Genomic DNA, 12,819 nt, shown 5'->3' with positions numbered 1-12,819 from the left:
AAATAATTTGATATTTATGCCTTATTCAAGTTAATAATTTATTGCTAATATATAATTGATTTCTCAGATTCGAAAAGGTTAAAGCAAAAAAAACACCTACATTATCTGTAAGTGTTTGTCCTTAATGGCTCCTCCTGCTGGGCTCGAACCAGCGACCCTCTGATTAACAGTCAGATGCTCTAACCAACTGAGCTAAGGAGGAATGTCCTTTGTTTTAAGTGGTGCAAATATAGGACGAATATTTATACCGTACAAATATTTTTTAGAAAAAAATTCAAAAAAATTATAAACTGCCTGTAAGTGCTTTAAAGATATCACTTCCGAAGATTAGCAACATCAATCCTAACAGGAAGATAACCCCGATCATCTGTGCATTTTCCAATACTTTCTGAGGAACAGGTTTCCCCGTAATCATCTCCCACAAAGTAAATAAAACGTGTCCTCCATCAAGTCCCGGAATAGGAATAAGGTTTAGGAATGCCAGCCAAACAGAAAACATAGCTGTAAAACTCCAGAATAAGCTCCAGTTAACAGAGACAGCTCCGTCTTTAGATTTCTGTACCGGCATATTTTTGATAATCGCCAATGGACCGCCTACTTTCTTGTAACCCTGAACTTTCTTGTTGAATACCAGCTTAAACTGCTTTACCTGATACGTTAAGCTTTCGATACTTCTTGTAAATCCTCTTCCGATGGATTGGATCATAGTGAAATTCTCAGTAGTAACATACTTTTCAAGCTGTTTGTAAGAAGCTATTCCTAATGTTCCTTCCTTAGAAACTTCAAGACTCAGCGGCTGTACTGTGCCGGCTCTTAATACTTCCATATTAATGGCTTTTCCTGCATTTTTTACAACTACACCTTGCAGTTCGTCATAATAATTAACTTTTTGACCGTTTACTGAAACTACCTGATCACCTATTTTTAAACCTGCTTCAGCAGTTTTAGGATTTACAATCGTATCAATTACAGGGGCATATCTTGGGGTTAGGAATGCTTTGGGATTTTCATCTTTAAAAGCAAGTGCTTTTCCGTCATCATTTGTATTAAAAGTAACCTCTTTTCCTTTTCTTAAAACGGTTACCTGATCACTTAATAAAATATCCAAAGACAGTTTATCCAGATTGTTCTGAACTTTTCCGTCTACTTTTAAGATCTTGTCACCATCTTCAAAACCCATTGCTTTTGCAATATTGGTATAATGCATTGGGGTATTTACTTTGGTCGTATCGAAAGAAGTCTCACCGTTGAAATAGGATAGACATCCAAAGATAACCCAGGCCAGGAAAAAGTTAACAGTAACTCCACCCAACATGATGATCAGTCTCTGCCATGCCGGTTTGGATCTGAATTCCCATGATTGTGCAGGTTTTTTCATCTGCTCTTTATCCATACTTTCATCAATCATCCCTGCAATTTTTACATAACCGCCGAAAGGAAGCCATCCGATTCCGTATTTTGTCTGTTCAGGATGCTTTCTCCAGTCGTTGTCTGAAAGTTTTGATATATCGATAGGAACTTCTGTCTCTTTTCCGTCTACGACAATAGTTTCTGTGTCCGGAAGGTTTTTCGAAAGAAATTTATACTGCCATTTTCCGTTGATCTTCTTCATTGAAAAGATAGAAAACCATGGATCGAAAAACAGGAAGAATTTCTCAGCCCTGGTCTTAAACCATTTTGCCGGTAAAAAGTGTCCAAGCTCATGAAGAACCACTAAAATAGAAATACTTAGTATGAACTGGAAAATCTTGATTGCTAATTCCATTAATAAATTTTAGATTTTAATTTGCAAAGGTAACAATTATCAAAACTATGCCAAATAAAAAAGCCCCTCTAAATGAGAAGCTTTGTCATATATTTAGTGAATTCTACAGGTTGAAAGAAACACCTATGCTGCCGTTGTTGCCTACTTCTGCAAAAACGCCCACTTTCTCGGTGAAAAAGTAACGGGCTCCAATATGGGCTCCGATCCCAAAATCCTTTCCAAGAACACCTACGTCAACACCTGGATAAATATCCCATTTTGCAGGCAAATCAAGTGCTTCATTAAGATGAAAATTCAATCTTCCGAAAACAAAAACACGGTTATCTTTATCATGATCTTTATAATTATCAAAATAAACATTCAGCCCGGCCCCAACGGATATCAGTTTATTCAATCCGTAATCATAGGTTCCGGTAACTCCGGTTCCGTATCCCCAGGCGCTTAGTCCTGCCTGAACTTTTTGGTCGCCTTTACCCGTGTATGCCTGCGCATTAGCTGCAGTACCGAAAAAAGCAATCATCAACACAAAAAACAATTTATTCATAAACTTTACTTTTTATAAAATGATAATAGTGAAAATATCCTCATCAAAAATAGAACCGAAATCATTGAAAAATCGTATTTTTATTGAAGTTATTTAACAAAGTTTATGAGAATTGCAGGACTTAATTTAGATATTGTCTGGAAAAACAAAGACAGAAATTTTCAACTGATCGAAGAACAGCTTAAAGACCAGAAAGCTGATATTTTCCTGCTTCCGGAAATGTTTTCTACCGGTTTCTGTATGGATGCGGCAGAAGTTTCGGACAGAAATGAAGAATCCCTCGAATTTCTGAAAAAGCTCTCAAAAGAAAAAAGTGCAGCTATTTGCGGAAGTGCTCCGGTAGAAGAAAATGGTAAATTTTATAACAGAATGTATTTTGTTCAGCCAGGCTCGGAAACTGTTTTTTATGATAAAAGACACCTGTTTTCTTTTTCGGGAGAAGATAAAGTGTATACACCTGGGAATAAAAGAGTTATTGTAAATTATAAAGGCTTCAGGATTTTATTGCAGGTGTGCTATGATCTTCGTTTTCCTGTTTTTGCAAGGAATAATGATGACTATGATGCCATTTTTTATGTTGCCAATTGGCCCGAAAAGAGAGTAGGAGCCTGGGAGCATCTGCTAAAGGCCAGAGCAATTGAAAATCAGGCTTTTGTTTTTGGCTTAAATAGAATTGGAACAGATGGAAATAATCTTTTTTATCAGGAAAGCTCACATTGCTTTTTTGCAGATGGAAAGGAGATTTCACAAAAGACAGGAAATATAGTCTCCGTAGAACTGAATATGGATGAATTAAAAGATTTCAGGCAGCACTTCCAGTTTCTGAATGACAGGGACAAGTTTTCAATAGATTTATCAGTATAGACTGAGATCAATAATAAAAAAGTAGAACATTTTCTGATCTCAGCCTCAGTCTAAACAGTTTAAGAATATTGCTTAAGCAGTTCTGTGAGTGTATTCACATCATGTACGCCGCTTTCTTTCCATAAGAGTTCTCCGTTTTTAAAAACTGCCAGAGTTGGGACTCCACGTACACCATATTGTGCAGCAAGAGCAGGATATTGGTCCACATCTACTTTGATAATTCTGGCGCCCTCGCCAATATTTTCCTTTACGGTATTTAAAACTGATGACTGTACTTTGCATGGCTGGCACCATGTGGCAAAAAAGTCAATAAGTACAGGTCTTTCCGAATTAATGATTTCTTGAAACTTTTGTGACATAGTTTTTGGTTTTTTATTTTAAAACATTAAGATTCAATAAATAAACCTTAATGGTTTGGTATTTTATTGTCCGGAATGTTTCTCGTCCTGGATTGCTTTTACATTTTGCAAGCTTGTACCATCATAAGCTTCCGCACCATTTTTCTTTAAGATCTCCATAGCCTGGTCAGCCTGAATTCCTTTATTACAGAAGACAACAACTTTCTTACCTTTAAGCGAATCAATGTTGCTTTGTATTTCAGCCAGAGGAATATTAACCGCGCCTTTTGCGGTTCCTGCCTGATATTGTTCAGGAATTCTTACATCGACTAAAGTGACATCTGAACTGTTGACCATTTCTCTGATGTCAGCCTTTTGAGTGAGGCTGTTACTTGTTGTTTTACAAGCTGTTAACGTTAAAACAATAGCAATGAAGTATCCTGCAACCTTTTCTTTTATCATCTTACAATGTTTTTGATTGGCAAACAAAATCTGTTGTAGGTAATTTTTCTATCTTTTTGATGCCGTTGAAGCCACCTTCTATTTCAGTAAAATTTCTGATTCCGTGTGAGTTAAGAATGCTTGCTGCGATCATGCTTCTGTATCCGCCGGCACAGTGAAGGAAGAAATGTTCAGAATCATCAATGGTTTTTACCCAATCGCTGATGATATCCAAAGGCTTGTTAAATGCATTGTCAATATGTTCAGCAGAATACTCACTTAATTTTCTTACGTCAATAATTTTGACATTTTCAGTAAACTGTTCTGCAAATTCTGCAGGAGAAATTCTTTTGACCTCATCAATTTCTTTACCAGCATTTTTCCAGGTATTGAAACTTCCGTCAAGGTACCCCAAAACATTATCAAAACCTACCCTGCTTAATCTTGTGATTACTTCTTCTTCAGTACCCTCATCACTTACAAGAAGAATTGGGTGTTTTACATCCACGATCATATTTCCTACCCAAGGGGCAAAATCTCCCTTAAGACCAATGTTGATCGAATTCGGAATAAATCCTTTATGAAATTCCGCCGGGCTTCTCGTATCTAAAATCAAAGCACCGCTTTCTTCCGCCAATGCTTCGAAATCTTCTGCAGTAACCGGATTCAAGCCTTTGTTCATTACAACATCCAGGCTTTCATAGCCGCCTTTATTCATGGCGACGTTCATGCCGAAGTATTTCGGAGGAGCGGTAAGGCCGTCAAGAACTTCTCTGATAAAGGATTCTTTATCCGGCTGATTAAGCGCGTAATTGGTCTTTTTCTGATTTCCCAAAATATCCACCGTTTCTTTCTGCATATTCTTTCCACATGCTGAACCGGCCCCGTGTGCGGGATATACTGTAATGCTGTCGTCTAAAGGTAAAATTTTAGACTGAAGGCTGTCATAAAGGATTCCTGCAAGATCTTCCTGGGTAAGATTAGTCGCTTTTTGAGCGAGGTCAGGTCTTCCGACATCACCTAAAAACAAAGTATCTCCTGTAAAAATAGCAGTTTCAGTTCCGTTTTCGTCAATTAAAAGGTAGGTTGTGCTCTCCATTGTGTGTCCCGGAGTATGCAGTACTTTTATTTTTATTTTTCCGATCTCAAAGATCTGGTTGTCCTCAGCAATAATAGCCTCAAATGCAGGTTGGGCAGTAGGTCCGTAAACAATAGGAGCTCCTGTTTTTTTACTTAGATCCAAATGTCCTGAAACAAAATCAGCATGGAAATGGGTCTCGAAAATATATTTTAAAGTAACATTGTCTTTGTCAAGGCGATCCAGGTAAGGCTTAACCTCTCTTAGCGGATCAATAATCGCAGCTTCATTTTCTGATACAATATAATAGGCACCCTGAGCCAGACAGCCCGTATATATTTGTTCAATTTTCATTGGGATCTTTTTTTAAATTTTAGATAAAGATACAAAGTATTAGATGAAATGTGAATGAATTGTTAAATTCAGACGATAGTTTCTTTCAATATTCATAGGCTGGCAGATATAAAACCCTTTGTTTTCAAATGAAAAACAGAAAGTAAAGAATCATTATTTGGCAGACTGTTTTTTATCATGTTTAAAAAATGAAAATAATTATGTAGTGCTATTATCTGCAGACATTTTTTCGTCTCTTCTTTATTTAACGATTTAGATTTATAAATGATGAATGAAAAGCTTTAGAGATATTATTAATATTATTTTAATGACTGAATATTTTATAAAAAATTTTATATTTATCAGTTAAAAAAGATCAGATGGCAGATAAAACACAATTTATTGAAGAACTAAATGCAAAATACACTCCGAAAGGAGACCACATTATACTGGGAAAAGGAATGCTGGACGGGGAAGTAGTACCGGAAGTTAACGTTACAATTCCTTTGAAAACAATTAACCGTCATGGTCTTATTGCAGGAGCAACTGGAACCGGTAAAACAAAAACACTTCAGGTGTTTGCAGAACAGCTTTCCCATGCAGGAATTCCTTCTCTGGTTTTAGATATTAAAGGCGATTTTTCAGGAATAGCAGAAGTTGGGCAGATGAATCCAGCGATTGAGGAAAGATATGCCAAAACACAGCTTCCTTATAATCCGCAGTCCTTTCCGGTAGAGCTTATGAGTATCTCAGGAGGAAAAGGAGTGAAATTAAGAGCTACTGTTACAGAATTTGGCCCAATTTTATTAAGTAAGATTCTGGAACTCAATGATACTCAGCAGAGTATTATGTCTATTGTTTTTAAATACAGTGATGATAAAGGTCTTCCGCTAATTGACCTCAATGATTTAAAAAAAGTCCTGCAGTATGTAACGGATAACGCCCAGGGAAAAGCCGAGCTGGCGGCGAATTACGGATCTATAGCTCCGGCTTCTTTAGGAGCCATCCTTAGATCTATTGTTGCCCTGGAGCAGCAGGGCGCAGCTGACTTCTTTGGAGAATTAAGCTTTGATGTTAATGACCTGCTGGAAACCAGGGATGGAAAAGGGGTGGTAAATATTTTAAGAGTAGCAGAAATTCAGAATAAACCACAGCTGTTTTCTACATTTATGCTTTCGCTTTTTGCAGAAATTTATATGACTTTCCCTGAAGAAGGGGACAGCGGAAAGCCTAAGCTGGTGCTTTTCATAGACGAAGCTCATCTTATTTTTGATGAATCTTCAAAAACATTGCTTTCACAGATCGAAACAATGGTCAAGCTGATCCGTTCCAAAGGAGTAGGTATTTATTTTATTACACAGATTCCAGGTGATGTCCCGGAAAATGTATTGTCACAGCTTGGTCTGAAAATACAGCATGCCCTGAGAGGTTTTACGGCAAAAGATAAAAAAGAGATTACGAAAGCTGTTGAAAACTATCCGACAACAGAGTTTTATAATGCATCAAGCCTGATTCAGAATCTGGGAATCGGTGAAGCATTTGTAACCGCCTTGGATGAAAAAGGCATCCCAACACCTCTTGTTCATACCTACCTGATCTCTCCGGAATCAAGAATGGATGTTCTGAATGACGTTGAAATTGCAGCGCTTACAGATAATTCTTCTTTAGTAGCTAAATATGAGGTGCCTGTTGACAAAGAGTCGGCTTATGAAATACTGACAAACAGGATGGAGCAGGCAGCTCAAAACCCGGCACCGGCTCAGAAGGCAAAACCCGTTAAAGAAGAGCCGGGAATGTTTGAACAGGTACTTCAAAGCAAAGCAGGAAGAACTTTTACCAGCACATTGATGCGTGAAGGAGCGAAAGCTATTCTGGGAATGTTCGGGCTTGGCGGAAGAAGGAGATAGTAATCGGAGTAATTATTATAAAACTAATCTGCTATGAACAGAGTATCAGCTTTTTATTGTGTGGTACTGCTGTCTTAAATTTAGTTATGGACAGTATCAATACGCGTTTTACTTTTTTTGATAATTTTTTTGTTATTTTAGCAGGATTGCCTTTATTGGTGAATAAAAAATGGCTGTATCGGCTATTTGAAAGAATGATTTCAATCATCAGCCTTGCGGTATTCTTATCCAGTATCAAAGATTTGCAGCAGGCGCAATAACAGCCGTTATGGAGCTGGCATAGGTTATGTATTAAGCGTCATAACCTTATGTTTCGGGATGTTGATGACGGAATGATTAATATTAATTTAAAAAAATAGCAGTATAACTACAACTCAATGTATTCGATTATAGATATAGAAAGTAATGGTGCAGGTTATAGACATGAATGCATTATAGATATAGCCATCTACAGATATGATGGACAGAAGATTACTGACCAGTTTATATCCCTTGTCAACCCCGAAAGTGATATTACCCCATTTGTACAAAAGCTGACAAACATTACGCCTAAAATGGTGAAAACAGCCCCGAAATTCCATGAAATAGCTAAAAGGATTATTGAAATTACTCAAAATACAACTTTAGTAGGGCATAATATTGATTTTGACTACAGAATGCTTCGTCAGTCTTTCAAAAGGCTTGGCTATGACTTTCAAACCAGTACTTTAGATACGATTCCTTTAGCGAAAAAAATGATTCCTGACGAAGTAAGTTACTCATTAGGTAAGCTGGTGAAATCACTTGGTATCCCACTGACTAACCATCACAGGGCTGAAGGTGACGCAAGGGCAACGTTGGAGCTGTTTAAGCTTTTAATATCAAAAGATACTGAAAATGAGATCATCCAGAAACAGCATGACGAGACCAATGCAAAAACGTATATTAATAAAATCAAAGTTCTGACCCAGGATCTTCCCAATGAGAAAGGTTTTGTCTATTTTCAGAATGAAGAAGGAAAAATTATTTTATCAGATTATGTTCAGGACATCAATAAATTTTCAAAAAAAGTTTTCAATTCCAAGTCTAAAAAGTGGGAACAGATTCAAAAAGATGTTGAGCAGATCAATTATGAGCTTACAGGAACAGATATTATTGCAAAGCTGATCCTTAATTCTAAAAACATCAAAAAAAGAGAAATATGTCCGTTTGGCCTTTACTATAGAAATAATAAGTACATTGTTGAGAAAAATAAGCTGAATAAAACAGAAAAGCCCATCCTGAAATTCAGATCATTTACCCAGGGAACAAAAGCCGTTCAGTTTATTGGTTTGCAGGAAGAATTTAATGATATCAATGTTTTCCTTAAAAAAATAGATTTCAGAAAAAGAAATGAGCTCTGGCTTGGTCAGGGCAGAAAATTAGGTGAGAAACTGTTTCTGATCATTGAAAACGGAAAGGTAATTTCGTATGGTTTTTATGAACTGTTTACACAGATACAGACCCTCAGTAAGATTTCAAAGCTGAAAATTGATCTGCCTTTGTCTTCTACAGATCTCCATAACGATCTCCAGCTCGCCCTGCTTCGTGGTGATTTCGAGACGTTACCATTGCCGAAATGATAGAGGAATTTATACTTTACAGGTTTTTATCAGAAAAAGATGCTTTTCAAATGAATTTTTTTGAAATAAAAAATAAATAGTACTTTTGCAAAAATAAAAAAGAAGCAATGCAAAATTTTAAACAAATTAAAACTGGAAAAAAGGGAGCTGTAAAGTTCTCTAAGGTTTGGAATATTTAAAAGAGTTGTCTTGCATAAAAAATAATTAATGTGGCAGACTCTTTTTGGAAGAATCTGCCTTTTTTATGTTAAAATGAAATTATGAATTCAAAAGATTTGCTACAGATTGCCAATGAATATGGCACGCCGGTGTATGTTTACGACGCTGAATCTATTAAATCCCAATACGAGAAGCTTACCTCTTCTTTCTTAAAACACACGAAGTTCTTTTATGCTGCCAAGGCGTTGACCAACATCAACATCTTAAAGTATGTCAAGAATCTGGGCGCATCTTTGGATTGTGTATCAATAAATGAAGTAAAACTTGGCCTTAAAGCAGGGTTTCCTAAAGAAAAGATCCTTTTCACCCCAAACTGTGTAGACCTTGCCGAAATTGAAGATGCAATGAAGCTGGGCGTTCACATTAATATTGATAATATCTCTATTCTTGAGCAGTTCGGGAATAAGTTCGGAAATACTTATCCGATCCTTGTAAGAATCAACCCGCATATTTTTGCAGGTGGAAACTATAAAATTTCAACAGGACATATCGACAGCAAGTTCGGAATCTCTATCCATCAGGTTCGTCATATTGAAAGAGTGATGAAAAGCACCAACCTTAATGTGGAAGGTCTCCATATGCATACAGGAAGCGAGATCAAAGATCCGGATGTTTTCCTGCAGGCATTAGATATTATGCTGGAACTTTCCGAGCATTTCCCAAATCTTAAATATCTGGATATGGGAAGCGGCTTCAAAATCCCTTACCAGGACAGCGAAGAAGAAACAGATGTGAAAACCTTAGGTAAAAAAGTAGAAAAAGTATTGGCGGAGTTCACAAAATCTACAGGAAGAAAGTTCGAATTATGGTTTGAGCCCGGAAAATTCTTAGTAGGAAAAAGCGGATATCTTTTGGTAAAAGCTAATGTGATCAAGCAAACGACGGCTACTGTTTTCGTTGGAGTGAATTCGGGATTTAACCATCTGATCCGTCCTATGTTCTATGATTCTTACCATAAGATCGAAAACCTTTCAAATCCAAAAGGAGCGGAAAGAATCTACACGGTAGTAGGAAACATCTGCGAAACCGATACTTTTGCCTGGGACAGAAAACTGAATGAGGTAAGAGAAGGCGATATCCTTGTTTTCCATAATGCAGGAGCGTACGGTTTTGAAATGAGTTCAAACTTCAATTCAAGATTAAAACCTGCTGAAGTGCTATTCTTAGACGGAAAAGCACACCTGATCCGTAAAAGGGATGAATTTGAAGACCTGCTAAGAAATCAGATAGAAGTGATTTAAATCAGTGAAAAATTATATAAACTCCGCAGTAATTTGCGGAGTTTTTTGTTTGAAAAGAACAGAAACCCAGGTATAGAAAGTTTCCCCATTCGATTATGACTATTCTAATATGTTGAAATTTTAATACTGTACAGACAGAGTTTTATAATTTATTAGCTAAATTTGAGAGAGAGAAGGATTTTTAATACTGAAAATACTTCAGTATTCTATTCCAAAAACAAACACCCAAAAATACTAATTATGGCTAAAAACATAGCAGAGCAGATTGTTGAAATGCTCGAAAATGCCAATGTGAAAAGAATTTATGCAGTAACCGGCGACAGCCTTAATCATCTTAATATTGCGGTTAAAAAAAGCAGTATCGAATGGATTCATGTAAGGCATGAAGAAGTAGGAGCATATGCGGAAAAACAGATACTCATTTCCTTAATGAACAATTGGCATTTTATGACAAAGTAAAAGAAATTCAACTTACTTATGTCAAAGACTTTGGAACAGAAAATGCCATTCAGCCTGAATACGTTGCACATACTTTAGACCGATTGGCTAAAAAAGATGCCATTTTCACAGTAGACACAGGCATGTGCTGCGTGTGGGGAGCAAGGTTTATTACAGGGACAGGCGAAAGAAAAATGCTGGGTTCATTTAATCACGGATCGATGGCGAATGCTATGCCGATGGCTATAGGTGCCTCTTTGGCTCACCCCGACAGAGAAGTGATTGCTATGTGCGGAGACGGTGGAATTTCAATGCTATTGGGAGATATGGCCACTATTTTCCAGTATAAACTTCCGGTAAAACTGATCGTTTTCAATAACAGAACCCTGGGAATGGTAAAACTGGAAATGGAAGTAGGAGGAATGCCGGATAATGAAACCGATATGATTAATCCGGATTTTGCAATGGTAGCACAGGCTATGGGATATCCCGGAAAGAATGTTCATAAGCCAGATGAAGTAGAAGACGCTATTAAAGAATGTCTGGCCTATAACGGACCTTATCTTCTGAATATATTTACCAATCCCAATGCACTCGCTCTTCCCCCGAAAATAGACTTTGATCAGGTCATGGGAATGACAAAATCTATGGCTCAGCTGATGCTTGGTGGTAAGATGGAAGAAGTTCTGGAAACGGTAAAGACCAATTACAAACATATTAAAGGACTGCTGTAATGAGTGCTTCCTTAAAAAAGTTTTATATAATCGCCTGGCTATTCGGGCTGGTATTTTACTTCCTGGATTATGTAGTCCGCTCAGCTCCGGCAGTCATGATTCCTGAACTGGTTAATAATTTCAGTACAACAGAACTGAAGCTTGTCAGCCTCATTGGAACCTATTACTATACCTATTCTACCTGCAGCCTCATCGCGGGTATGGCTTTGGATAAATTTGGCGGTAAAAAGTCACTTTTTGCCGGAGCTTTAATTTTAGGGATAGGCTGCTTACTGTTTCTGGCATCTGCCTATTCTGGCGGAGTAGTCGGAAGGCTGTTGCAGGGAGCTGGATGTGCTTTTGCATTTCCCGGCTGTGTGTATTTGGCAAGTAAAGGATTTTCTTCCCAATCTTTGGCGACGGCTGTTGGATTTACACAATGTATCGGAATGCTAGGTGGCACTGCAGGGCAGTTTATCGTGGGACCATGGGTAGAAGAAGGGATGAATATAAATACTTTCTGGCTTTGGTCGGGTATTATTACTGTTATTACAGCATTCTGCCTGTTCTTGGTAATTCCCGGTGAAAAACAATCTGAAGTACAGCCTGGTGATACTGTAAGAAAAGTTGGATATTTAGAGCCGTATAAAATCGTATTTAAAAATCCCCAATCCTGGCTCTGTGGCATTATTTCAGGATTACTATTTGCGCCTACCACCATATTTGCAATGACATGGGGTGTTGCATTTTTTGAAAAAGATAAAGGATTCGTGTTTCATGATGCTGCCATCACCAGTGCAATGGTTGCTTTCGGCTGGGTATTCGGATGCCCGCTTTTAGGTTTTATTACAGATAAAATAGGAAGAAGGAAGCCTGTGCTGATCGGCGGGGCAATCCTGATGATCTTCAGTTTTCTGCAGTTGCTGTATCTTCCGGACCTGTATCCGGCCAAAATAAGCATGTTTGTTTTCGGTCTTGGCTCCGGAGCGGCCATGATCCCGTATTCCATCATTAAAGAAGCAAATCCTGATTATGTAAAAGGAAGTGCAACCGGGGCTATTAATTTTATCACATTTGGAGTAACTACCTTGGTGAGTCCGGTATTCAGCAGATGGTTTGGGAAAAGTTTAGAAGCTTTTTCAGGAGAAATGCATTTTCAGTATTCCATATTATTCTGGATCGCAGGAATTGTTCTTGCTGTTCTGATTTCATTCCTGTTAAAAGAAACCGGAAGCAAGTCCCAGATACAGATTGTAAAGGCTTAAATTAATTTCAATAGTTTATAGAAACTTCAGGCGCAGCCTGAAGTTTTTTCTTTCTTAGAAAGCGTTTAAATA

At 37.5% G+C, this 12,819-nt stretch carries 12 protein-coding genes, 1 tRNA gene and 1 pseudogene; 8 read left to right on the top strand and 6 right to left on the bottom strand.

Features of this window, described 5'->3' with window-relative positions; genetic code table 11:
• Positions 1–125 precede the first annotated feature (125 nt).
• From ACMGDK_RS13480 to ACMGDK_RS13470, 3 genes are all read right to left on the bottom strand, one after another.
• A tRNA-Asn gene (locus tag ACMGDK_RS13480) sits at positions 126–202 on the bottom strand.
• Positions 203–283: 81 nt separating this feature from the next.
• Positions 284–1,765: an RIP metalloprotease RseP gene (gene rseP, locus ACMGDK_RS13475; RefSeq protein WP_436808435.1), complete on the bottom strand. Its 1,482-nt coding sequence runs from the start codon at positions 1,763–1,765 to the stop codon at positions 284–286.
• A gap of 103 nt (positions 1,766–1,868) precedes the next feature.
• The gene (locus ACMGDK_RS13470; protein ID WP_436808434.1) at positions 1,869–2,309 is read right to left on the bottom strand and encodes a DUF6646 family protein; all 441 of its coding nucleotides are present in this window, start codon (positions 2,307–2,309) and stop codon (positions 1,869–1,871) included.
• Positions 2,310–2,414: 105 nt separating this feature from the next.
• Here ACMGDK_RS13470 and ACMGDK_RS13465 point away from each other — a divergent pair, with 105 nt between their 5' ends.
• A complete protein-coding gene (locus ACMGDK_RS13465; protein WP_436808433.1) occupies positions 2,415–3,173 on the top strand; it encodes a nitrilase family protein in 759 nt (252 codons plus the stop codon).
• Positions 3,174–3,232: 59 nt separating this feature from the next.
• Here ACMGDK_RS13465 and ACMGDK_RS13460 read toward each other — a convergent pair whose 3' ends face one another.
• The 3 genes from ACMGDK_RS13460 to ACMGDK_RS13450 form a co-directional block, all read right to left on the bottom strand.
• Positions 3,233–3,532 carry a thioredoxin family protein gene (locus tag ACMGDK_RS13460; protein WP_034701246.1) on the bottom strand — a complete coding sequence of 100 codons (300 nt, stop codon included), beginning with the start codon at positions 3,530–3,532 and terminating at the stop codon, positions 3,233–3,235.
• 63 nt (positions 3,533–3,595) lie between these two features.
• Positions 3,596–3,973: a rhodanese-like domain-containing protein gene (locus ACMGDK_RS13455; protein ID WP_436808432.1), complete on the bottom strand. Its 378-nt coding sequence runs from the start codon at positions 3,971–3,973 to the stop codon at positions 3,596–3,598.
• 1 nt (position 3,974) lies between these two features.
• Entirely contained in the window at positions 3,975–5,384 is a 1,410-nt protein-coding gene (locus ACMGDK_RS13450; protein WP_436808431.1) for an MBL fold metallo-hydrolase, read from the bottom strand.
• 359 nt (positions 5,385–5,743) lie between these two features.
• Between ACMGDK_RS13450 and ACMGDK_RS13445 the strand changes: the two genes are divergently transcribed.
• The 7 genes and pseudogenes from ACMGDK_RS13445 (at position 5,744) to ACMGDK_RS13415 (ending at position 12,747) form a co-directional block, all read left to right on the top strand.
• Complete coding sequence (locus tag ACMGDK_RS13445; RefSeq protein ID WP_436808430.1) at positions 5,744–7,270, top strand: helicase HerA-like domain-containing protein; 1,527 nt, start codon at positions 5,744–5,746, stop codon at positions 7,268–7,270.
• A gap of 86 nt (positions 7,271–7,356) precedes the next feature.
• Positions 7,357–7,530 (top strand): hypothetical protein, encoded by a 174-nt coding sequence (locus tag ACMGDK_RS13440; RefSeq protein ID WP_436808429.1) that lies wholly within the window; start codon positions 7,357–7,359, stop codon positions 7,528–7,530.
• 117 nt (positions 7,531–7,647) lie between these two features.
• Complete coding sequence (locus ACMGDK_RS13435) at positions 7,648–8,871, top strand: 3'-5' exonuclease (protein ID WP_436808428.1); 1,224 nt, start codon at positions 7,648–7,650, stop codon at positions 8,869–8,871.
• 260 nt (positions 8,872–9,131) lie between these two features.
• A complete protein-coding gene (gene lysA / locus ACMGDK_RS13430; RefSeq protein WP_436808427.1) occupies positions 9,132–10,331 on the top strand; it encodes a diaminopimelate decarboxylase in 1,200 nt (399 codons plus the stop codon).
• 240 nt (positions 10,332–10,571) lie between these two features.
• Positions 10,572–10,790: a thiamine pyrophosphate-binding protein gene (locus tag ACMGDK_RS13425; RefSeq protein ID WP_436808426.1), complete on the top strand. Its 219-nt coding sequence runs from the start codon at positions 10,572–10,574 to the stop codon at positions 10,788–10,790.
• A pseudogene (locus tag ACMGDK_RS13420) lies at positions 10,739–11,503 on the top strand (thiamine pyrophosphate-dependent enzyme); the annotation flags it as partial. The gene ACMGDK_RS13425 and the pseudogene ACMGDK_RS13420, both read left to right, overlap by 52 nt.
• Entirely contained in the window at positions 11,503–12,747 is a 1,245-nt protein-coding gene (locus tag ACMGDK_RS13415) for an MFS transporter (RefSeq protein WP_436808425.1), read from the top strand. The pseudogene ACMGDK_RS13420 and the gene ACMGDK_RS13415, both read left to right, overlap by 1 nt.
• Positions 12,748–12,819 lie beyond the last annotated feature (72 nt).

It is taken from the genome of Chryseobacterium hilariae (assembly GCF_051400735.1).
Classification (GTDB): Bacteria; Bacteroidota; Bacteroidia; order Flavobacteriales; family Weeksellaceae; genus Chryseobacterium.
The sequence above is the reverse complement of the archived record's forward strand: the minus strand, read 5'-3'. Positions and strand labels throughout refer to the sequence as shown.